Source organism: Enterobacter sp. SES19, from assembly GCF_011765665.1.
GTDB lineage: Bacteria > Pseudomonadota > Gammaproteobacteria > Enterobacterales > Enterobacteriaceae > Enterobacter > Enterobacter pseudoroggenkampii.
Map to the genome: position 1 here is coordinate 2,057,960 of NZ_CP050320.1, position 22,600 is coordinate 2,080,559.

Below are 22,600 nucleotides of genomic sequence, written 5' to 3' on the forward strand. Positions count from 1 at the left end.
TCAATGTCAGCTAACGCCATGTCAGATAACGATGAACTGCAGCAAATTGCGCATCTGCGCCGTGAATACACCAAAGGCGGCCTGCGTCGCCAGGATCTTCCCGCTGAACCCCTCGTGCTTTTTGAACGCTGGCTGAAACAGGCCTGCGAAGCGAAACTCGCCGATCCAACGGCCATGGTTGTCGCGACGGTAGATGAAAACGGTCAACCGTATCAGCGCATCGTATTGCTCAAGCATTATGACGAGAAAGGACTGGTGTTCTATACCAACCTTGGCAGTCGCAAAGCGCACCATTTAGAAAATAATCCGCGCATCAGCCTGCTGTTCCCGTGGCATATGCTGGAGCGTCAGGTGATGGTCACCGGCAAAGCGGAACGTCTCTCGACGCTGGAAGTGGTGAAGTATTTCCACAGTCGCCCGCGTGACAGCCAGATTGGCGCCTGGGTATCAAAACAGTCCAGCCGAATTTCCGCCCGCGGCGTGCTGGAAAGTAAATTCCTGGAGCTGAAACAGAAGTTCCAGCAGGGTGAAATTCCCCTGCCAAGTTTCTGGGGCGGTTTCCGTATCCCGATTGAGCAGATGGAGTTCTGGCAGGGGGGCGAACACCGCCTGCACGACCGCTTTTTATACCAGCGCGAGAATGGCGGCTGGAAAATCGACAGACTGGCACCGTAATCCCCGAAATTTGTTGATTTAAGCGCTAGCGCACACCGCGCTTGCGCTTTATTCTATGGTCCTTTCGCATCAGGCGAAAAGTCGTGTACCGGCAAAGGTGCAGTCGTTTATACATGGAGAATTTGATGGCAAGCAGTAACTTGATTAAACAATTGCAAGAGCGGGGCCTCGTGGCCCAGGTGACGGACGAGGAAGCGTTAGCAGAGCGACTGGCGCAAGGCCCGATCGCGCTCTATTGCGGCTTCGATCCCACCGCTGACAGCTTGCATTTGGGGCATCTTGTTCCATTGTTATGCCTGAAACGCTTCCAGATGGCGGGCCATAAGCCTGTTGCCCTGGTGGGTGGCGCGACCGGTCTGATTGGTGACCCAAGCTTTAAAGCCGCTGAGCGTAAACTGAATACCGAAGATACCGTGCAGGAGTGGGTAGATAAGATCCGCAAACAGGTTGCACCGTTCCTCGACTTCAACTGTGGTGATAATGCCGCCATTGCCGCGAACAACTACGACTGGTTTGGCAGCATGAACGTGCTGACCTTCCTGCGTGATATCGGCAAGCACTTCTCTGTTAACCAGATGATTAACAAAGAGGCCGTGAAGCAGCGTCTGAACCGCGACGACCAGGGTATCTCCTTTACCGAGTTCTCCTACAACCTGCTGCAGGGGTATGACTTTGCCTGCCTGAACAAACTGCACGGCGTTTCCCTGCAGATTGGCGGTTCCGATCAGTGGGGTAACATCACCTCCGGTATCGACCTGACCCGTCGCCTGCACCAGAATCAGGTCTTTGGTCTGACCGTTCCGCTGATCACCAAAGCAGACGGCACCAAATTCGGTAAAACCGAAGGCGGCGCGGTGTGGCTCGATCCGAAGAAAACCAGCCCGTACAAGTTCTACCAGTTCTGGATCAACACGGCGGATGCCGATGTTTACCGCTTCCTGAAGTTCTTCACCTTTATGGACATTGAAGAGATCAACGCGCTGGAAGAAGAAGACAAGAACAGCGGTAAAGCACCGCGCGCTCAGTACGTGCTGGCGGACGAAGTGACCAAACTGGTTCACGGTGAAGAAGGTCTGGCCGCGGCAAAACGCATTACCGCAAGCCTGTTCAACGGTACCCTGAGCGATCTGAGCGAAGCGGACTTCGAACAGCTGGCGCAGGACGGTGTGCCGATGGTTGAGATGGAAAAAGGGGCTGACCTGATGCAGGCGCTGGTGGACTCCGAGCTCCAGCCTTCCCGCGGTCAGGCGCGTAAAACCATCGCGTCTAACGCTATCACCATCAACGGTGAGAAGCAGGCCGACCCGGAATACACCTTCGTTGACGGCGATCGTCTGTATGGTCGCTACACGCTGCTGCGTCGCGGCAAGAAGAACTACTGCCTTGTCTGCTGGAAGTAATTAACAGTCTCCAGGGGGCGTGGGAAACCACGCCCCTTTTGTTTTTTCAGGGTTTGGTAAGAAAAAAATGAAGAACATCCTCGCCATTCAGTCCCACGTTGTTTTTGGACACGCTGGCAATAGCGCCGCGGAATTCCCGATGCGTCGCCTCGGCGTCAACGTCTGGCCCCTTAATACCGTGCAGTTCTCTAACCACACGCAATACGGCAAATGGACCGGCTGCGTGATGCCGCCTTCGCACCTCACTGAGGTTGTGCAGGGTATTGCCGATATCGACCAGCTCAAACGCTGTGACGCCGTGCTGAGCGGTTACCTCGGCTCAGCGGAGCAGGGGGAGCATATCCTCGGTATCGTGCGCCAGGTGAAAGCCGCCAACCCGTCGGCAAAATACTTCTGCGACCCCGTCATGGGGCATCCGGAGAAAGGCTGTATCGTGGCGCCGGGTGTTGCAGAGTTTCACGTCCGTCACGCGCTGCCCGCCAGCGATATCATTGCGCCAAACCTGGTCGAACTCGAAATTCTCTGCGAGCGTCCGGTTAACAGCGTAGAAGAGGCCGTAAGCGCGTCCCGCGAGCTTATCGCGCTGGGGCCTGACGTTGTGCTGGTAAAACACCTTGCGCGCGCAGGGCTGAGCCAGGACCGTTTTGAGATGCTGCTGGTAACGAAAGATGACGCCTGGCATATCAGCCGTCCGCTGGTGGATTTTGGCCAGCGCCAGCCGGTTGGGGTCGGAGATGTCACCAGCGGTCTGCTGCTGGTGAAATTACTGCAAGGGGCGACAATGCGCGACGCGCTCGAGCATGTTACTGCGGCGGTGTACGAAATCATGATTGCGACGAAAGAGATGCAGGAATATGAACTGCAGGTGGTCGCGGCACAGGATCGTATCGCGAAGCCGGAGCACTATTTCAGCGCTACCCAGCTTTAAACACCGCCCGGCGGCGCTGCGCTTGCACGGGCCTACGGAATTCGTAGGCCGGGTAAGCGTCAGCGCCACCCGGCAACACAGTCTGCTCGGTTAATTCAACCCTTCCGCTTTCAGCGCCGCAGCCACCGCAGGACGCTCTGCCACGCGTTTCATATACGCTGCAATATGGTCTAACCCTTCCAGGTTAAGCTTAACCGCGCGCGCCCAGCGCAGCACGGTGAACAGGTATGCGTCGGCAATCGTGAAGCGCGAACCTGCAATCCACTGATCGTCTTTCAGCGACGCGTTAACGTACTGCAACTTTTTCTCAAGAAGGGCGCGCAGGGTCGGTTTGAACTCTTCCGGCGTATCCGGGCGGAACAGGGGGGTAAAGCCTTTGTGCAGCTCGGTGGCAATGTAGTTCAGCCATTCCAGCGTCTTATAACGCGAAATGGTACTGACCGGTGCCAGCAGATGGCGATCGGGTACGCTATCGGCCAGGAACTGCATAATCGCCACGCCTTCGGTCAGCAGAGTACCGTCATCCAGCAAGAGCGCCGGAACTTGTCCTTTCGGGTTGATGGCAAGAAAATCATCGCCGTTTTCCAGACGTTTTTTCATCAGGTCAACGCCATCCAGCGTGAAATCTTTGCCGCTCTCGCGCAGGGTGATATGGGAAGCAAGAGAGCACGCACCCGGTTTGTAGAACAGTTTCATCGGTAACTCCTTTTTGCTGAGGTTTCAGCTATGTTAGTGCGCAAACGGATAAAAAAAAAGCCGCTAATGCATTAGCGGCTTCTGGTCAGTCGTTTCTCACGGAAATCACGCGGTAGCGGTGTTTGTCGCTTTAGCGGTCTTGTCGTCGTCCTGAGTCATACGGTTCAGTTTCGGCGCGGTCAGCAGCATCAGAGCGGCAATTACCGCAGTCGCGATACCAATCTGCATGAACACGGTACCGTAGACGTTCAGGGAAAGCAGTGGATCGGTTACATTTTCCGGAACAGCCATCAGGTTAGCAATCTTACCCGCGATGATTGCCGCACCGGCAGTGGTCAGGAACCAGCTACCCATGATGAAGCCCATCAAACGCTGAGGAACCAGCTGCGCAACCATGGCCAGTCCCAGGCCGGAGATCATCAGCTCGCCGATAGACTGCAGCGCGTAGCTCAGGATCAGCCAGTTAACGGAAACGATACCTGCGTCGGACGCAAATTTGGTACCCAGTGGCAGTACCAGGAAGGCACCAGAACACAGCACCATACCCAGCGCAAACTTGTGCGGCATCGGCAGACGGTCACCCATCTTGTTATAGATAGCGGCCAGAATTGGGGAACCAATCATGATCCAGAACGGGTTCAGTGCCTGGAACTGCTCAGGTTCAAACGCGATACCCAGAATGGAGTGCTCTACGTTACGGATGGCGAAGAAGTTCAGTGAAGTTGGCATCTGGCTGTACAGCACGAAGAAGATAATCGCTTCCAGCATCAGAATGAACGCCACAATCATCTTGCGACGGGCCGCACCCTGCATGGCGAATGCTTCTTTTGCAAAGATGACCACGATACCCAGCGCAACCACGCCCAGAACGGCACGTGCGATACCCTGGTTGTGCAGCAGCCAGGTGGCGATGGCCGCGAGGACAACAACGCCCACGATGGTGGCCAGCAGTTTGCCCATATGCACAGGCTCGAAGTCAGGTTTTGAACCGTAGTCTTTAACCCAGCTGCGGCAGAACAGGAAGTTCACCACGGTGATCAACATACCCACGAAGCTCAGTGCAAATGCCACGCTCCAGCCGAATTTCGCCGCTAGCCATGGAGTTGCCAGCATAGAGAAGAACGAACCGATGTTGATGGACATGTAGTACATGGTAAATGCACCGTCCAGGCGCGGATCGTCTTTGTTGTAGCAGGTCGAAAGCAGAGAGGACGGGTTCGCTTTGAACAGACCATTACCGACGGCAATCGTCGCCATACCCATATACACGACAGCGGCATCATGCCCTGACCATGCAACCAGACCATAGCCGATCGCCAGGACAATGGCGCCCAGCATAATGACGCGTTTAGTCCCGAGGACTTTATCGCCCAGCCAGCCGCCAATCGCGACCAGACCGTACACCAGAGCACTGAAGGAAGAGAACAGCGTGATGGAATCGGCTTCGGACATACCCAGCTGTTTTACCAGGTAAACCGCCATGATCCCTTGCAGGCCGTAATAACCAAAACGCTCCCATAACTCGATAGAGAAGATGAGATAGAACGCTTTAGGTTGTTTAAAAGCGTTAAGACTCACGCTTTCATCTGTTGGTTTATTGTTTGCAGTAGACACATATACCTCTTTTTTTACATCCCATATTAATGGGGGTGTTCATAGCGTGATGGCCGTAGTCCATACGCCTTATAGTTATATTGGGAGGAGAAACGGCGGGTAATGTTCACTATCCTGCCCCGTCTGGCAATACGTTTGTAATAATCTGTTACATATATCTGGAGTGGTATAATCGTCGGTTCATGCAAATGTTATTCAGCGTTAAATTTCATACGATGAGTAAAGGTAGTTTTTTCGACTGGTAATGACCCGTCCGGATCGGCTTTTGGCGATATGTTCTGCTATTTGTCGCTTTACGCAGTGATATAGCCCATATTCTGAAAAATAGCTGGTCTTATCTTCGGTGATGGGAGGTGAGTATCTTGTCAGACAAAGGGTTTAGGCCGATTTTGACAACAAAAATTCAACATGAAGTTATCAGGGTGATCGCGATCACAGATGTATAGAAATTTTTGGCCATGAAAAAAGTATTAACCTGTTTGAGCGTTAAACAACCGAACAAGTGACAGGTCAGAGTAAGCGAAAGACGGACAAGTAACGGCCAAAAGAAGAGCATTCGATAGCCCTTCCTTTAATATGGGATTGGGGCGATCAGGGATACACTTTTTCTTTGTATTCGCAGAGATCTTCGATAATGCAGGAGCCGCAGCGAGGCTTGCGGGCAATACAGGTATATCGGCCGTGCAGAATCAGCCAGTGATGGCAATCCACCTTAAATTCTGCCGGAACCACTTTCAGCAGTTTCTCTTCGACCTGCTCGACGTTTTTCCCCGGCGCGAAGTTGGTCCGGTTAGACACGCGAAATATATGCGTATCCACGGCGATAGTGGGCCAGCCAAACGCAGTGTTAAGCACCACGTTTGCGGTCTTACGCCCCACGCCCGGTAAGGCTTCCAGCGCAGCGCGGTCCTCCGGCACTTCGCCTCCGTGCTGTTCCAGCAGGATCCGGCAGGTCTTGATGACGTTCTCGGCTTTGCTGTTAAACAGGCCGATGGTTTTGATATACGACTTCACGCCTTCCACGCCCAGCTCCAGCATGGCTTTCGGCGTATTGGCGACCGGATAGAGCAGGGCAGTGGCTTTATTGACGCTCACATCGGTCGCCTGCGCAGAAAGCAACACTGCGATCAGCAGCTCAAACGGGGAGGTAAAATTCAGCTCCGTCGTCGGGTGCGGGTTCTCGTCCCGCAGACGGGTCAGGATCGCAATGCGCTTTTCTTTATTCATGAAGCCTTCTCGGGTGTCCCTTCCAGAACGCTGCGCTCAGCCGCGCGGCGCTTACGTTTTTCATCAATCAGGTATTTTATCGCCAGCATCATGCCAAGGCCAATAAACGCGCCGGGCGGCAGCATGGCCAGCAGGAATGGCGTATCGGTGTGGAACACTTCAACGCGCAGCGCTTTGGCCCAGCCGCCGAGCAGCGCATCTGCGCCGTCAAACAGCGTACCGTTACCGAGGATCTCGCGCAGCGAGCCCAGCACGAACATGGCGCATGTGGCACCCATGCCAATGGAAAACCCATCCAGCGCCGACATGGCGGGGCTGTTTTTCACCGCGAAGGCTTCCGCGCGCCCGACAACGATACAGTTAGTGACGATAAGGGGAATAAAGATCCCGAGCGACTGGTACAGGCCAAACGCATAGGCGTTAATCAGCATCTGAACGATACTGACCACCGACGCAATGATCATGACGTAAATCGGAATACGAATTTCCGACGGCGTCCAGCGGCGCAGGGCAGAGATGGAGAGGTTGGTCAGGGTCAATACCAGCGTGGTTGCCAGACCCAGACCGAGCGCGTTGGTGGCGGTGGACGTTACCGCCAGCAGTGGGCACATGCCCAGAAGCTGTACCAGCGCGGAGTTGTTCTTCCACAACCCCTGGACAATAACCTCTTTAACCTGGCTCATGATTACTCCTCACAGGCCGGAAGATTGTTGATTTGCGCGGGCAGCGTTTCAGCATACAGCCCGGCTCGTTTGACGGCATTCACCACCGCACGTGGGGTGATGGTCGCCCCGGTGAACTGGTCGAATTCGCCGCCATCTTTCTTCACTGCAAACGCGGTGTCACCTTCGCCATGGATCACTTTACCGGCAAAGTGCAAAATCCAGTCGCTCAGACGGGTTTCAATTTTATCGCCAAGACCCGGCGTTTCATGGTGTTCCGTCACGCGGGTGCCCAGTATGGTGCCGGAGAAATCGCTGCCCACAAGCAGCTGAATGGCGCCGGAATAGCCGTCAGGCGCCGTCGCTTCCATCACTGCGCCGACCGGTTTATCCCCTTTGCGGGCGATAAAGAGGCGGTGTGGGCCTTTCCCAAGCTGCGGCGCGTCTACCACAAAGCAGCTTTTTTGCAGGTCATTATCGTAGAAATCGGACGGGATCACCTGATCGAACAGCGCCTTTTGCTGCTTCGAGGCCTGTTCTTCGATGGTCGTTTTGGTCAGCGCATTAACCAGTGCCGTCAGCCCCGTCAGGACCGCGGCGAAGACAGCCAGCGTGACGCCGTGTTTTTGCATCGTTTTTAACATGGCGAAACCCTTAGCGATGACCGTACACGCGTGGACGCGTGTAATAGTCGATGAGCGGAACGGTTATGTTGGCAAGCAGGACGGCAAAGGCCACGCCGTCCGGGTAGCCGCCAAAGCTGCGGATGAGCCATACCAGCAGGCCCGCCAGCGCGCCGAAGATCAGACGTCCACGGTTAGTCGTGGACGCCGTCACCGGATCCGTCAGGATAAAGAAGGCACCCAGCATGGTCGCACCGGAGAGCAAATGCATCTGCGGGCTGGCCAGTGATTCAGGGGAGAAGACCCAACCCAGCGTGGCGCAAACCGCCAGCGTCACGAGGAAGCTGACCGGAATATGCCAGCGAATGGCTTTCTGCTGCAGCAGGAACAGGCCGCCCAGCAGATACGCCAGGTTGACCCACTGCCAGCCTGCACCCGCCAGCATGCCGCTGTAGATCGCGGACTTCATGATCTGCTCAACGCTGTGCCCGGCATGCAGGGATGTTTTAAAGGTATCGAGCGGCGTCGCCTGGCTGATACCGTCCACGCCCATGCGCAGCGCGTTCATATCCGCACCGAGCGCCGTATGGCCGGTAAAGATCACGTGCAGGGCATCCATAAAGCCCGGAACCGTGGCCGCAATCTCATGCGGAGGCAGCCAGCTGGTCATCTGTACCGGGAAGGAGATCAGCAGCACCACGTAGCCAATCATCGCCGGGTTGAACGGGTTATGGCCGAGCCCGCCGTACAGCTGTTTGGCAATGATCACCGCAAACACGGTACCCAGGACCACCATCCACCATGGGGCGAACGGTGGGATACTGATGGCCAGCAGCAGGCCGGTCAACAGCGCGGAGTTATCGGCAAGAATGCGGGAGACAGCCGCCTTGCGCAGCTTAAGCACAAGCGCTTCCGCCGCTAAGGCGCTGGCACAGCCCAGGATTATCTGGAACAGGGTTCCCCAGCCGAAAAACCAGCACTGAACGGCAATGCCCGGCAGCGCCGCCAGGCAGACCAGCATCATGATGCGCGATGTCTGGCGCTGATTGTGGGTGTAAGGGGAGCTTGCGATTCTGAAAACCATTTAATCCTCGTTAACTGCTTGCTGTGCGGCTTTCTTCGCCTGAACGCGCGCAATGGCGGCGGCGACGGCGGCCTTGCGCGGGTCATCGTTGGCGGCCTGCGGTTGCTCATCCTGCTGCGCCGCTTTACGTGCTTTAGCGCGGGCAATCGCCGCTTCGACGGCGGCTTTACGCGGGTCGACCGGCGCTTCGGGTTCTGCGGTTTGTGTCTGCTGCGCTGCTTTGCGCGCTTTAGCACGGGCAATCGCCGCTTCGACGGCCGCTTTGCGAGGGTCGACGGCTTCCTGCTCGACCACCACATTCTGCTCACCGGCTTTGCGGGCTTTAGCGCGGGCTATTGCCGCTTCAACGGCGGCTTTACGCGGGTCGATCTCCGCCTCTGCCTGGACCGTTTGCGCTTTTTCAGCCTGACGGGCGCGCGCTGCGGCCTTACGTGCTTCACGCGCGGCAATCGCTTCGCTGTTGTCCGGCTTCTCGCCGGCCGGGATCACCACAGGCTGCGCTGCAGTGGCTTTTTTCTCGCGAACGCGCGCCAGTGCGGCGTTAATCGCATCCTGATCTTTCTCGGCAGGCTGAACGGCGGCCTGCTTATGGCGCTCCTGACGGGCGATTTTTTCGCGTTCCAGTCGCGCCTGGCGCGCTTCGAAGCGCGCTTTGGCTTCTGCCGCGCGTTTTTCTTCCATGGAGATGGCATAAATTTCAGCCTTCTCCTGGCGGAAATACTGCACCAGAGGAATATTGCTAGGGCATACCCAGGCGCAGGCACCGCATTCAATGCAGTCGGCCAGGTTATGGGCTTTCGCCTTGTCGTGCAGCTGGCCTTTGCTGTACCAGTAGAGCTGCTGCGGCAGCAGATCCGCCGGGCAGGCGTCGGCACAGGCGCTGCAGCGGATGCAGCCTTTCTCTTCCTGCTCCTCGCCCATTTCGGTCGGCGAAGGCGCGAGCAGGCAGTTGGTGATTTTCACTACCGGAACGTCCAGCCATGGCAGGGTAAAGCCCATCAGCGGGCCGCCCATGATCACCATCTGGTCGCTGCCCGGGCAAAACTCAGCCTGTTCCAGCAGATGACGCACCGGCGTACCCAGACGCGCCCAGACGTTGCCCGGACGAGAAATTGATTCCCCGGTCAGCGTCACCACGCGCTCGGTTAACGGTTCGCCGTCAATCACCGCGCGCTTCACGGCATACGCGGTGCCGACGTTTTGCATCAGCACGCCGATATCCGAAGAGCGTCCGCCATGCGGGACCTGCTTGCCGGTGAGAATTTGCGTCAGCTGTTTTGCGCCGCCGGAAGGGTACTTGGTCGGGATAACGCGCAGGCTAATATCGTGACTGCCCGCCAGCACGGCGCGCAGCATTGAAATAGCCTGCGGTTTATTGTCTTCGATACCGATCAGCACTTCCCGCGGTTGCAGAATGTGCGCGAGGATGCGGATGCCTTCCACCACCTGGGCGGCGCAGTCCTGCATCAGACGATCGTCGGCGGTGATATACGGCTCGCACTCGGCGGCGTTAATAATCAACGTCTGAATGTTATCGCCACCGCCGCGGAGTTTAACACCGGTCGGGAAGCCTGCACCACCCAGACCAGCAACGCCGAACTGATGAATGCGCTCGATAAGCGCTTCGCGGCTGTGGGCGCGGTAATCGCTCCAGCCGTCACGGTCAATCCAGCGGTCTTCGCCGTCGGCTTCAATCATCACGCTCAGCTCTGAGAGCGCGGACGGATGCGCCACCGTATGAGGGGCGATAGCAACCACCTTACCGGAGGTGGGGGCATGCACCGGCAGCATACGTCCGCGACCAAAGGTCAGCGGCTGACCGCGAAGCACCGTATCGCCTTCTTTCACGCACAGCTCACCCTCCGCGCCGATGTGCTGCTTGAGCGGCATAACGAAACGGGTCGCCAGCGGAATTTGACGCAGCGGCGTGCCGTTAGACTGGGTTTTCATTTCCGGTGGATGAATACCGCCGTCAAAGTCCCAAATCTTCTCTTTTCTGAAAGCAGAAAATAACTTAAGCATGTTGTTCCACAGGAATATTGCGAACCGGAATGGCTTGAAGATCCCACTTCCAGCTTTCGGTAGTCGTTTCAACCGGGCGCAGCTCGATACATTGCGTCGGGCAGGGGGCCACGCAGAGGTTACAGCCGGTGCAGAGGTCCGCCACGACGGTGTGCATGGCGCGGGTTGCGCCCACAATGGCGTCAACCGGGCAGGCCTGAATACATTTGGTGCAGCCGATACAGTTGGCTTCGTCGATCACGGCCAGCGCGCGGACCGGCTCCTGTACGTCCGCATCGCCATCAACAGGCTGCGGGTCAACGTTAAGCAGGGCCGCAATTTTCAACATCACCGCTTCGCCACCGGGCGCACAGCGGTTAATTTTTTCACCCTGAACCCCTACCGCTTCGGCATAAGGGCGGCAGCCGGGGTAGCCGCACTGCCCGCACTGGCTTTGTGGCAGAAGCTCATCAATTTTTTCTACAACGGGATCGTCCTCTACCGCGAAACGGCGGGAGGCGTAGCCCAGGATAAGGCCAAACACCAACCCCAGAACGCTGATAGAGGCGATGGCAATCCAGATAGCATTCATTACAACTTCACCAGACCACTAAAGCCCATAAAGGCCAGAGACATTAAACCTGCGGTCACCAGCGCAATCGCGTTACCGCGGAAGGGCGCAGGGATATCCGCTGCTGCCAGGCGCTCGCGAATGGAGGCGAACAGCACCATCACCAGAGAGAAACCGACTGCCGCAGAGAAACCATACAGCGCCGACTGCATAAAGTTATGGCCAAGGTTGATGTTCAGCAGCGCTACGCCGAGAACCGCACAGTTGGTGGTGATCAGCGGCAGGAAGATACCCAGCAGGCGATAAAGCGCCGGGCTGGTTTTGCGCACCACCATTTCGGTAAATTGCACCACCACCGCGATAACCAGAATAAAGGCCAGCGTACGAAGATAGGTTAATCCCAGCGGGATGAGGATCCAGGTATCGATCCACCACGCGCAGATGGACGCCAGCGTCATCACGAAGGTCGTCGCCAGCCCCATACCCATTGCTGTTTCCAGCTTTTTGGAAACGCCCATAAACGGACACAGGCCAAGGAACTTCACCAGAACGAAGTTGTTAACCAGCACGGTGCCGACAAAGAGCAGTAAGTAATCGGTCATTATTTAGCCTGAAATAAAAAAGCCGCCTATTATCGGACAAACCGACGCAGGCGACAACAGGTTATCTGTAGGGTTATTACGGGTTCACGAAGGTGTTTTTCACCCGCGTCGAACGTTTGAAATAGGGCACCAGCAGCGCCGCAGCCAGCAACGGGAATAGCAGCTGACGAACGGCCAGCGCGTCTGATACGGGCGAAAAGGCAAACGCTTTCACCGCCAGCAGGACCGAAATCAGCAGCCAGATAATGTAGTGCTTAGGCACACTCTTGCGGCGCTTAAAGAAGGCGATGGTCAGCCACAGCGTGTAGTACCACATTCCAATTGCGAAAACGAACGACACAAACCACAAAGCAATATTCAGCACGCTTTGCGACATCAGGGTCTGGATGGCGTGAGGGGTAATCAGTGCGGTGGTATACAGCAGCAGCGCAAGCGATGCGCTTAATAAGGCAACCAGCAGCCATGCCAGTGGGGCGATTAACCAGCCTCCAATGCGTTCTCCAGGCGTTGCGGTCATGAACTCTCCCATAATCTGCGCGAAATGTTGTACAGCCAGTTTGCAGGGCGGAGAGTATATAACATTTCGCGCGGATGGCTACTTTCTTATAAAACGTAACGCCATACAGACTTAGGCACTTCACCGACGTTGAACAAACGACCACCGGAAACCAGCTCCGCGCGGCGATGGTCTGCGGCGCGATACATATTAATGATATCCTGATTATCCGACAGGGTGTAGTTCAGATGGTCAAACAGTTTTTCCAGGCTCTCAAGCGAATTGATCTTGCGAAATTTTAATAAATAGTCCTGAACTGTCATATTAATAAGTTTCCATATAAAAGTGAGTAATACCAGTTAAGGTAATTCGGTCGAATAATAAACGGATTAATTAAGACGTAAACAGCCCACTCAGGTAACGCGACGAAATTAGGAGTTTTCTTTGCTGAAATTCAGGCATCAGACGATGCCTGGAAGAGAAGGTTAACCGTGTTCACCAGGGCTGGCAATACGAAACTGACATATTATGTCACTCTTTATTGCAGTAACCGGTTACTTAGGTTGGGCGATGGTGACAGGCTCCGGCGGCTGGTAGTTATCGATATGGCTGGCGACGCCCAGCAAAATGACCGAAACTCCAAGGACAATCCATCCCGCTAATTCAATGATTCGATTAATAATTGACGTCATAATGCGTAATTGTACTTTATCCATAAAGACAGGGCGCAAATGTTACAGTGACGTCTCCCTGACGGCAAGCGCTTTGGGAACGGTTTCCTTAAACAAAATCAGTAGGTTAATACTATGTAACAAAAACAACCCGTACAACCTGCTATTTTAAGTCATAGGGCACATTATTAATCTGTGCTCATGCCAGGTTAGCCGGTGTGAAATAAGAACGTCATAAAAGAGGATGGCACTATGAGTGATAATATCCGCGTCGGGCTTATCGGCTACGGGTACGCGAGCAAAACGTTTCATGCGCCTCTGATAGCCGGGACGCCGGGGATGGTGCTGGCGGCGGTATCCAGCAGCGATGCCGCTAAAGTCCATGTCGACTGGCCTTCCGTGCCGGTTGTCTCTGAACCTAAACACCTTTTCAACGATCCGAATATTGATTTAATCGTCATCCCCACGCCGAACGACACCCACTTTCCGCTGGCAAAGGCCGCGCTGGAAGCCGGTAAGCACGTAGTGGTCGATAAGCCCTTCACCGTGACGCTGTCACAGGCACGCGAGCTGGATGCGCTGGCAAGGAGTCTGGGCAGGCTGCTGTCGGTGTTCCATAACCGCCGCTGGGACAGCGACTTTCTGACGGTAAAAAGGCTTCTCAGTGAAGGCACGCTAGGGGAGATCCTCTTTTTTGAATCGCACTTTGACCGCTTTCGTCCGCAGGTGAGAAACCGCTGGCGCGAACAGGCCGGTCCGGGCAGCGGCATCTGGTACGATTTAGCTCCGCATCTGCTGGATCAGGCCGTCAATCTTTTTGGTCTGCCGGTGAGCATGACGGTCGATCTGGCCCAGCTCAGGCCCGGCGCGCAGACAACCGATTACTTCCACGCGGTGCTCAGTTACCCGCAGCGGCGGATTGTGCTGCACGGCACGATGGTCGCGGCCGCAGAATCGGCCCGCTATATCATTCACGGTACGCGCGGGAGCTACGTGAAGTTTGGTCTCGATCCGCAGGAAGACAGGCTTAAAAACGGTGAACGTCTGCCGCAGGAAGACTGGGGCTATGATATGCGCGACGGCGTGGTAACGCGGGGCGAAGGCGAGGAGCTGGTCGAGGAGACCTTGCTGACGATACCGGGTAACTATCCGGCGTATTATGCCGCTATCCGCGATGCGCTGAACGGCACGGGAGAGAATCCGGTTCCTGCCAGCCAGGCGATTCAGATTATGGAGCTGATTGAGTTGGGCATCGAATCTGCCAAACATCGCGCGACGCTCTGCCTGGCATAGTTTTTTAATATTTTGTAGGCCGGGTAAGCGTCAGCGCCACCCGGCAACGGTGTTAACCGCGAGCCACTTTATCTTTCAGCGCCTGTTTCTCAGCAGGCGTCAGGAAGGCAATTTCCAGCCCGTTAATCTGTGCCTGACGGATCTGCTCGCGGCTCAGACCCGCCTGCGGTGCGGCGATGTTGTACTCGTGGATAATATCCACGCCCTGAACCGCCGGGTCATCAGTGTTCAGCGAGGCCAGCACGCCGTGCTCGAGGAACGTTTTTAGCGGATGATGCGCCAGCGTCGCCACGGTGCTGGTCTGAATGTTAGACGTCAGGCACGACTCAATCCCGATACGCTGCTCCGCCAGGAAATCCATCAGGGCGCGATCTTCTACCGCCTTCACGCCGTGACCGATACGCTCGGCGCCCAGCTCGCGGATGGCCTGCCAGATGCTTTCCGGGCCTGCCGCTTCACCCGCATGCACGGTAATGTGCCAACCGGCATCGCGCGCGCGGTTGAAGTGGGAGAGGAACAGGCTGCCCGGGAAGCCCAGCTCGTCGCCGGCGAGGTCGATGGCGGTGATGGCATCGCGATGGGTCAGCAGCGCTTCCAGCTCCTGCAGGCAGGCGGCTTCACCGAACGTACGGCTCATAATGCCGATCAGGCGGGCCTGAACGTCGAATGTTTTACACCCTTCGCGCACACCTTCAATGACGGCTTCCACCACGCCTGCAACGGGCAGGTTGTGGGTCATCGCCATATAGCCCGGCGAGAAGCGTAGTTCGACGTAGTGCAGGCCGTTGCGGGCTGCATCTTCGATGTTCTCAAACGCCACGCGGCGGCAGGCATCCAGCGACGCCAGCATCTTCACGCCCCAGTCGAGTTTGCTCAGGAAGCTGACCAGGTCCGGTTCATTAGAGGTCACCTGTACGTGAGGGATCAAGGACTCAAGGGTCTGAGCAGGAAGCGTTAAATTGAACTGGCGGCCAAGATCGAGGATGGTTTGGGCACGAATGTTACCGTCAAGGTGACGATGAATATCAGTTAAAGGCAGGCGTGTATCAATCATGGTCGCACTCTTTTCTGGTTAAAGTGCGCCATATTATAAAAACAAAACGGGGTAAAAAGCTATTTGCGCAAGGTAATATTCCGTTGCGCAAATTGATTACAGGAGCGTGTTAATCCCGGCTATGAGGCGTTGCACGCCTTGTTCCAGCTTGCTGCGCGGGCAGCCCGCATTCAGGCGAACAAAGCCATTTCCTTCTTTACCGTAGGTATATCCCGGCATGATGGCGACTTTTTGCTGCTCGATCAGTACTTTTTGCAGCGCCCGATCGTCAATGTTCAGCGGGCGCAGATCGAGCCAGGCCAGATAGGTCGCTTCGGGCGGCTGCCAGTTCAGTTTCGGAAAAGCGCGGTTTACTTCCTGCGCGATATACAACAAATTCTCTTCCAGATAACCCCGTAGGGCATCCAGCCACGGCTCCCCCTGCTGATAGGCGGCGATATGCGCCGTCAGCGCCAGCACGGAAGGGGAAGAGAGTCCGTCCCGGCATTTTAGCGCGCTGAGGTAACCGTTACGGCTCTCTTCATCGCCAATCAGACCGTAAGCGCCCGTCAGCGCCGGAATATTAAAGCTTTTCGAGCCGGAGGTGAGAAGCGCCCATTTGCCGCGCGCCACCGCGTTCCACGGCGTGTGACGACGCTCTCCCCACACCATGTCCATATGGATTTCATCGCTGATAACCGCCACGTCATAGCGTGCGCATAGTTCCGCCATCTGCGTCAGCTCATCCCGCGTCCAGACCTTGCCGGTCGGGTTTTGCGGGCTGCACAGCAGCAAAATTTTGTTTTCAGGTTTCGCGAGGGCCGCTTCCAGCGCAGCCATGTTTCCCTGCCAGCCTGTGGCATGCTTTTCCATCTCTACGGGCACCACATGACGCGCATTGCCTTCAATGGCTTTGTAAAACGCATCGTATGCCGGGGTGTGTACCACCACGCCGTCGCCGGGGTTTGACCAGAGGCGTATCAGTTCAGAAACCATGTAGATGACGGAGGGACCATAAACCACGCTTTCAGTATCAATCCGGCTGTTAAAGCGCTGCTGGAACCAGTGCGCGACGGCGGCGAGAAACTCGTCGTTCTTCCAGCGGCTATAGCCAAACACGCCGTGATGAATGCGCTGTTGCAGCGCGTCGGTTATGCAGGGGGCGGTGGCGAAATCCATATCCGAGATGGTGAAGGGCAGCAGGTCGGCCGCGCCAAAGCGGTCGGCGACGTAGTCCCACTGCGTACACCAGGTGCCGTGTCGATCCACGACGGTAGAGAAATCAAACATGACGTTAATCCTTAAAGTAAAACCCCCTCATGAGAGGGGGCTGAGGCATCAGGCTTCTACTGTTCGCATCAGGGTGGCCAGCTCATCCTTCACCGACTGTACCTGCGGGCCGATAACCACCTGCAAATTGTGCTGATTTAACTGTACCACGCCGATAGCCCGGTTGGCTTTCAGGGCGTTGGTATCCACTTTTGACATATCCGCCACAGACAGACGCAGGCGGGTAATGCAGTTATCCAGCGAGGTGATGTTATCCGCACCGCCCAGCGCCGCCAGAATGGCCGGGGTGTTATAGCCGGATTTGCCCACGGTACCGGCAACCGCCTGTTCCACGCTGGTGGCCGTATCGGTATCGCGGCCTGGCGTTTTCAGGTTAAAGCGGGTGATGGCGAAGCGGAAGATCCCGTAGTACACCACGAACCAGATTGCCGCCACGACCGGGACCAGATACCACTTGGTGGAGAGACCGTGCAGGATCCCGAACACCACGAAGTCGATGACGTTGCCGTCGGTGTTGCCGATAGTGACGCCCAGCACCGCCATCACGGTAAAGCCCAGACCGGTCAGCACAGCGTGAATCAGATACAGCACCGGCGCAACGAACAGAAACAGGAACTCGATTGGCTCGGTGGTACCGCCTACGACGCAGGCGATCACGCCGGAAATCAGCAGGCCTTTAATTTTATGACGGTTTTCCGGACGTGCGCAGTGGTACATCGCCAGTGCGGCACCCGGCAGGCCGCCGAGGAAGGCAGGCATTTTACCCTGAGACAGGAAGCGGGTGGCGCTTTCGGAGAAGCCGTGGGTGGTCGGGCAGCTCAGCTGCGCCTGGAAGATGGTCAGCGCACCGCTCACGTCGTGACCGCACACCTCCATCGTCCCGCCCGCTTCGGTGAAGCGAATCAGGGCCACCAGGATGTGCTGCAGGCCAAACGGCAGGAGCAGACGCTCGCCGGTGCCGAAGATCATCGGACCGAAATCTCCCGCGCCGTTGATGATGCGGCCAATGCCGTTGATGCCCATCGCGAAGACCGGCCAGATCAGCGGAATGATCAGACCAAACAGGCCCATCACCACCAGGGTGATAATCGGCACGAAGCGGGTGCCGCCGAAGAAGGCCAGGGCATCCGGCAGGCGGATATTGTGGAAGCGCTCGTGCAGCATCCAGATAATCACCCCGGCGATCACCGCCCCGAGGATCCCGGTATCAATAGACTGGATACCAATCACGCTCTGAATGTTGTTAGCTTTCAGCACGGCAGCGTCGGTGGTCGGCAGAATGCCTTTCGCGGTCAGCCAGAAGTTAACCGCGAGGTTCATCACCGCGTAACCCACAAAACCGGCAAACGCCGCGACGCCTTTATTTTCGCGCGCCAGGCCCAGCGGGATAGCGATACAGAACATGACGGGCAGGAAGCTAAACGCAAAGGAGCCGACTTTACTCATCCAGATAAAGATGGCCTGCAGCACGGGAGTACCGAGGAACGGGATCAGCGTGATGACGTCTTTACTGCTGAGCGAGCTGCCGATCCCGAGCATGATCCCGCAGAACGAGAGGAGTGCCACGGGCAGCATAAAGGTTTTACCCAGTTGCTGGAAAAATTCCCACAGCGATATTTTTTGTGCTGCTTTCGCCGTCATAAAACGACTCCTTTATTGTTAAAATCAGTTTGTCTGCTTCAATGCTGCGAGAAGATAAAACGTTTTATCAAAGTTTAGTGCGCGCTAAATCACATTCTCAGGCTTTGACTGGTAGTATAAAGATAACGTATTGATAAAACGTTTTACCGATCTCATTTCAGGGAGTCACGCCGACACATGGCTGTAGCGAAAAAAATCACCATCAACGATGTCGCGCTTGCGGCGGGTGTTTCCGTCAGCACCGTTTCTCTGGTGCTAAGTGGGAAGGGGCGCATCTCTCCTGCCACCGGTCAGCGGGTGAACGAGGCGGTTGAACAGCTGGGCTTTGTGCGTAACCGCCAGGCGTCGGCGTTGCGCGGCGGGCAAAGCGGGGTGATTGGCCTGATTGTCCGTGACCTGACGTCGCCTTTCTATGCGGAGCTGACGGCTGGATTAACCGAAGCGCTTGAAGCGCAGGGGCGGATGGTCTTTCTGCTTCACGGCGGTCGCGAGGCCGATCAGCTGCTTTCCCGGCTCGATATGCTGCTGAATCAGGGTGTGGACGGGGTGATCGTCGCCGGGGCATCGGGAGTGGGCAGCGAACTGTGCGAGCGCGCCGCCGAAAAAGGCGTGCCGCTGGTGTTTGCATCGCGCGCCAGCTACCTCGACGAAGCCGATACGCTACGCCCGGATAACATGCAGGCCGCGCAAATGCTGACCGAGCATCTTATTCGTCGCGGGCATCAGCGCATTGCCTGGCTGGGCGGTAAAAGCTCGTCCCTGACCCGCGCCGAGCGGGTAGGCGGCTACTGCGCGACGCTGATTAAATACGGCCTACCGTTCCACAGCGAGTGGGTCGTGGAGTGTGAATCCAGCCAGAAGATGGCGGCGGAAGCGATAGGCGCGCTGCTGCGAAGCAGCCCGACCATCAGCGCCGTGATTTGCTACAACGATGTGATCGCCATGGGCGCCTGGTTTGGCCTGATCCGCGCCGGGCGTCAGAGCGGCGAGGGCGGGGTGGAAACCTTCTTCGGGCACCAGGTGGCGCTGGGGGCGTTCGCCGACGTCGGGGAAAACGCCCTCGATGACCTGCCGATCGTCTGGGCAACCACCCCAGCGCGGGAGATGGGTTACACCCTGGCGGACAGGATCATGCAGCGCATCGACAATGCGGATGTGCAGGCCGGGCACCAGATTGTGGCGGCGCGGCTGGTGACGGTGAAGTAATATCAGGTGTACTGCGTAAGCGGGTTGAGCAACAGTTCGGCCTCAAGTGCTTCCACAAATTTTCGTACTTTTGCCGGGATCAGGCGGGAGGTCGGGTAAACTGCCCACACTGCCAGCGATTCCGGCTGGGCATCCTCCAGGACGACCCGCACGAGTTTACCCTCTCTGAACGCCGGTTCTACGTACCAGCGAGATAAATTGGCGATGCCCATCCCTCCCAGGCAGGCTTCGTAAATTGCCTCAATAGAGTTCGCGGAGAATCGGCCAGACACCTTTTGCTTGTAGCGCTGTTCGCCCTGTTCGAATGACCAGTGGACGGTATCTGACGTGGTCAGACAGCTATGTGCCGCCAGATCGTTAAACGATTTTGGATAGCCTTTTGCGGCAAGATACGTCGCGCTGGCGCAAAGATCGCGAGGGTTGTGACACAGGCGATGAGCAACCAGCCTGTTATCGCGCAGAGGCGCAATGCGTAGCGCTACGTCTATGCCTTTTCCGACAATATCAACCTGTTCGTCGGTGGCGAGTAAATCGACCTGCAGGGAAGGATGTTGCTGCATGAACCGGGTCAGCATGGGAGCAACGATCTTTCGTCCAAACCCCGCTGAGGCGGTAATGCGCAGGCGTCCGGTAAGATGCGTCCCCTCGGGAAACAGATCGGCAAGCGCATTGTTTTTATCTTCCAGCAATGCCTGTGCATGCGGCAAAAAAACGTCCCCATCGCTGGTGGGAGAGAGAGAACGCGTGGTGCGGTGTACCAGCCGAACCCCCAGTTCCGCTTCGAGATGAGTTAGCGCGCGCGATGCTGTCATTGCGCTCATTGAGAGCCGACGCGCGGCACCGGCGAGGCTACCCGCTTTGACGGCTTCGACAAACACTTCAATATCTTCGAGTCTCATTATATCGTTTTTCGTTATGCTGCCTTATCAAATTACATATCTACATTATTTGTCGTTACGCTGCCATAGTCTCTTCACATCCTGATAAACATGAATTTGGAGTGAAGATGAAAAAGTTGAAAACGGTTCTTGCGTTCAGCGGCCTGCTCTTTGCTGGCACATCGTGGGCAGATGCTCCCGCGCAGGTGAAACAGCAGGTCCCGGGCTATTATCGTCTGGCGGTAGGGGAATACGAGGTGACGGCGCTTTTCGACGGCTATAACGATCTTTCACCAACGCTATTGCAAGGGCTTTCACCCGACAAGGTTCGCAACCTGTTGGCGCAACACAAAATCGATGCCGAACGCATGCCGACTTCTTTCAACGCGTTTCTGGTTAATACCGGTAAACACCTGGTCATGATTGACAGCGGGGGTGGCCACTGCATGTCAGAAACGGCCGGTCAGCTAATCGTTAATATGAAAGCATCAGGGTATCGCCCCGAACAGGTCGATACGGTTTTCCTGACCCACCTGCATCTTGATCATGTGTGTGGCCTGAGCGATGCAGACGGTAAGGCGCTGTTCCCGAATGCCACCGTCTACGTACCGCAGGGGGAGGCCGACTACTGGCTTGACCCCGCAAAAGAAGCGAGCGCGCCGGCTAATGCGAAGGCGTATTTCGCTATCGCCAGGAATGCGCTGTCCGCGTATAAAGCCACCGGGCACCTAAAAACCTTCGTCCCGCCAACTTCACCCATCCCGGAGGTCCAGACGACATATGCCATTGGCCATACGCCTGGCAGTACCGTTTATCGCTTCGCGTCTCAGGGTACGGCTATTAACTTCATTGGGGATCTTATCCATGCTCCTGCCGTCCAGTTCCCGCACCCTGAAGTGTCTATTCGCTTTGATGTCGATCCGAAAAAAGCCATCTCATCCCGGGCGCAGGAGTTTAACGCGCTGGCGAAAGACGGAGAGTGGATGGCCGCAGCGCATCTGCCTTTCCCTGGTATTGGGCATATCACCTCCTGGCAGCAGGGCTATAGCTGGAATCCTGTAAATTACGGTCCTTATCAACGTGCGGCCAACGTGCCTCTGCTGAAATAAAGTGCGGTTACGAACATGAGAAGTTACACCGTAACGGCGAACGGTATCCGACAGTTCGTCGTAGAAGAGGGTGAAGGCGCACCGGTTATTCTTCTGCATGGTTTTCCAGAAACAAACTATGCCTGGCGCTACCAGATACCCGTTTTGTCCCGACACTATCGTGTGATTGCGCCAGATTTACGCGGGTATGGGGAAACGGATAAACCGGCCTCCGGTTATGATAAACGAAACATGGCGCGGGACGTCCGGGAACTAATGCGAGTGCTGGGTCTGGAGAAAGTGGCGCTGGTGGGGCACGATCGTGGAGCTCGGGTTGCTACCCGCTTTGCTAAAGATTATCCCGAGTTAATCGATCGTCTGGTGGTGATGGATAACGTACCAACCCGTATTGTGGCGCGCGATCTGAATGCGTCGATTGCGCGTGCATACTGGTTCTTCCTGTTCCATCTTGTACCAGACCTGCCGGAAGCCCTGATTGCAGGTCGAGAAAACGTATGGCTGCACCACTTTTTCTCGGACTGGACCTACGATCCGTCTACCATTAGCGGCGAGGCGTTTGACACCTATGTTCGGGCGTATCAGGCGCCGGGTGCCGTGCGCGGCGCGATGGCTGACTATCGCGCCAACGCAGAGGATGTGGCGCAGGATATGGCAGACGCTGAGGTGAAAATCACCTGCCCGGTAATGTCGCTGTGGGGTAATGATTTTCATGCGGTCGGCAAGCTTTTCGATATGAAAAGCGTCTGGGCCGAAATGGCGGAAAACCTGCGGGCGTATGGTATTGATGAGTGCGGCCATCTGCCGCAGGAGGAGCAGCCAGAGAAAGTGAATGCGCTTCTGCTGGATTTCCTGGCTGGATGGAAAAGTTAGGGGGCAATAAAAAACCCCTCATGCGAGGGG

General features: G+C 56.3%; 23 protein-coding genes. 7 read left to right on the forward strand and 16 right to left on the reverse strand.

Annotation, left to right across the window (positions count from 1 at the left end):
• Positions 1–18: 18 nt before the first annotated feature.
• The 3 genes from pdxH (at position 19) to pdxY (ending at position 3,003) form a co-directional block, all read left to right on the forward strand.
• Entirely contained in the window at positions 19–675 is a 657-nt protein-coding gene (gene pdxH, locus GXP72_RS09840; RefSeq protein WP_024909355.1) for a pyridoxamine 5'-phosphate oxidase, read from the forward strand.
• Between the two features lie 125 nt (positions 676–800).
• On the forward strand, positions 801–2,075 hold the full coding sequence (gene tyrS, locus GXP72_RS09845) for a tyrosine--tRNA ligase (protein ID WP_023335449.1): 1,275 nt from the start codon (positions 801–803) through the stop codon (positions 2,073–2,075).
• 67 nt (positions 2,076–2,142) lie between these two features.
• On the forward strand, positions 2,143–3,003 hold the full coding sequence (gene pdxY / locus GXP72_RS09850) for a pyridoxal kinase PdxY (RefSeq protein WP_024909354.1): 861 nt from the start codon (positions 2,143–2,145) through the stop codon (positions 3,001–3,003).
• 90 nt (positions 3,004–3,093) lie between these two features.
• Here the strand turns inward: pdxY and gstA are convergent, their stop codons facing one another.
• The 12 genes from gstA to blr form a co-directional block, all read right to left on the reverse strand.
• Positions 3,094–3,699, reverse strand: coding sequence for a glutathione transferase GstA (gstA, locus tag GXP72_RS09855; protein ID WP_061715411.1), 606 nt, complete (start codon positions 3,697–3,699; stop codon positions 3,094–3,096).
• 105 nt (positions 3,700–3,804) lie between these two features.
• On the reverse strand, positions 3,805–5,313 hold the full coding sequence (gene dtpA, locus GXP72_RS09860) for a dipeptide/tripeptide permease DtpA (RefSeq protein ID WP_024909352.1): 1,509 nt from the start codon (positions 5,311–5,313) through the stop codon (positions 3,805–3,807).
• Positions 5,314–5,904: 591 nt separating this feature from the next.
• Positions 5,905–6,540 (reverse strand): endonuclease III, encoded by a 636-nt coding sequence (nth, locus tag GXP72_RS09865; RefSeq protein ID WP_008500570.1) that lies wholly within the window; start codon positions 6,538–6,540, stop codon positions 5,905–5,907.
• Positions 6,537–7,223 (reverse strand): electron transport complex subunit E, encoded by a 687-nt coding sequence (locus GXP72_RS09870; RefSeq protein ID WP_023617347.1) that lies wholly within the window; start codon positions 7,221–7,223, stop codon positions 6,537–6,539. The genes nth and GXP72_RS09870 overlap by 4 nt, the downstream gene beginning before the upstream one ends.
• Before the next feature lie 2 nt (positions 7,224–7,225).
• A complete protein-coding gene (gene rsxG, locus GXP72_RS09875; RefSeq protein WP_032651034.1) occupies positions 7,226–7,846 on the reverse strand; it encodes an electron transport complex subunit RsxG in 621 nt (206 codons plus the stop codon).
• A 10-nt stretch (positions 7,847–7,856) separates the two neighbouring features.
• A complete protein-coding gene (gene rsxD / locus GXP72_RS09880; protein ID WP_032651036.1) occupies positions 7,857–8,909 on the reverse strand; it encodes an electron transport complex subunit RsxD in 1,053 nt (350 codons plus the stop codon).
• The gene (gene rsxC, locus GXP72_RS09885; RefSeq protein WP_208763802.1) at positions 8,910–10,931 is read right to left on the reverse strand and encodes an electron transport complex subunit RsxC; all 2,022 of its coding nucleotides are present in this window, start codon (positions 10,929–10,931) and stop codon (positions 8,910–8,912) included.
• Positions 10,924–11,502, reverse strand: coding sequence for an electron transport complex subunit RsxB (gene rsxB, locus GXP72_RS09890; RefSeq protein ID WP_032651039.1), 579 nt, complete (start codon positions 11,500–11,502; stop codon positions 10,924–10,926). The genes rsxC and rsxB overlap by 8 nt, the downstream gene beginning before the upstream one ends.
• Positions 11,502–12,083, reverse strand: a complete 582-nt coding sequence (gene rsxA, locus GXP72_RS09895; RefSeq protein WP_008500564.1) for an electron transport complex subunit RsxA — start codon at positions 12,081–12,083, stop codon at positions 11,502–11,504. Before rsxA ends, rsxB begins: the two co-directional genes overlap by 1 nt.
• Positions 12,084–12,159: 76 nt before the next feature.
• Positions 12,160–12,600, reverse strand: a complete 441-nt coding sequence (locus tag GXP72_RS09900; protein WP_024909347.1) for a DUF2569 domain-containing protein — start codon at positions 12,598–12,600, stop codon at positions 12,160–12,162.
• Between the two features lie 86 nt (positions 12,601–12,686).
• Positions 12,687–12,902: a transcription modulator YdgT gene (gene ydgT / locus GXP72_RS09905; protein ID WP_013096896.1), complete on the reverse strand. Its 216-nt coding sequence runs from the start codon at positions 12,900–12,902 to the stop codon at positions 12,687–12,689.
• 231 nt (positions 12,903–13,133) lie between these two features.
• Entirely contained in the window at positions 13,134–13,259 is a 126-nt protein-coding gene (blr, locus tag GXP72_RS09910; protein WP_169814161.1) for a division septum protein Blr, read from the reverse strand.
• Between the two features lie 243 nt (positions 13,260–13,502).
• On the opposite strand from blr, the gene GXP72_RS09915 reads away from it, so the two are divergent.
• Positions 13,503–14,543, forward strand: a complete 1,041-nt coding sequence (locus GXP72_RS09915; protein ID WP_090417233.1) for an oxidoreductase — start codon at positions 13,503–13,505, stop codon at positions 14,541–14,543.
• A gap of 52 nt (positions 14,544–14,595) precedes the next feature.
• Here the strand turns inward: GXP72_RS09915 and add are convergent, their stop codons facing one another.
• The 3 genes from add to malX form a co-directional block, all read right to left on the reverse strand.
• Positions 14,596–15,597 (reverse strand): adenosine deaminase, encoded by a 1,002-nt coding sequence (gene add, locus GXP72_RS09920; protein ID WP_061715407.1) that lies wholly within the window; start codon positions 15,595–15,597, stop codon positions 14,596–14,598.
• A 96-nt stretch (positions 15,598–15,693) separates the two neighbouring features.
• Positions 15,694–16,866, reverse strand: a complete 1,173-nt coding sequence (locus GXP72_RS09925; RefSeq protein WP_090417231.1) for a MalY/PatB family protein — start codon at positions 16,864–16,866, stop codon at positions 15,694–15,696.
• A 48-nt stretch (positions 16,867–16,914) separates the two neighbouring features.
• Positions 16,915–18,507 (reverse strand): maltose/glucose-specific PTS transporter subunit IIBC, encoded by a 1,593-nt coding sequence (gene malX, locus GXP72_RS09930; RefSeq protein WP_063621468.1) that lies wholly within the window; start codon positions 18,505–18,507, stop codon positions 16,915–16,917.
• 177 nt (positions 18,508–18,684) lie between these two features.
• Here malX and GXP72_RS09935 point away from each other — a divergent pair, with 177 nt between their 5' ends.
• Positions 18,685–19,713: a Mal regulon transcriptional regulator MalI gene (locus tag GXP72_RS09935; RefSeq protein ID WP_032651046.1), complete on the forward strand. Its 1,029-nt coding sequence runs from the start codon at positions 18,685–18,687 to the stop codon at positions 19,711–19,713.
• A gap of 2 nt (positions 19,714–19,715) precedes the next feature.
• On the opposite strand, the gene GXP72_RS09940 is transcribed toward GXP72_RS09935, so the two are convergent.
• Positions 19,716–20,612, reverse strand: coding sequence for a LysR family transcriptional regulator (locus GXP72_RS09940; protein WP_061715404.1), 897 nt, complete (start codon positions 20,610–20,612; stop codon positions 19,716–19,718).
• A gap of 107 nt (positions 20,613–20,719) precedes the next feature.
• On the opposite strand from GXP72_RS09940, the gene GXP72_RS09945 reads away from it, so the two are divergent.
• Positions 20,720–21,700, forward strand: a complete 981-nt coding sequence (locus GXP72_RS09945) for an MBL fold metallo-hydrolase (RefSeq protein WP_090417229.1) — start codon at positions 20,720–20,722, stop codon at positions 21,698–21,700.
• Between the two features lie 15 nt (positions 21,701–21,715).
• The gene (locus GXP72_RS09950; RefSeq protein WP_090417227.1) at positions 21,716–22,570 is read left to right on the forward strand and encodes an alpha/beta hydrolase; all 855 of its coding nucleotides are present in this window, start codon (positions 21,716–21,718) and stop codon (positions 22,568–22,570) included.
• The last annotated feature ends 30 nt before the right edge of the window (positions 22,571–22,600 follow it).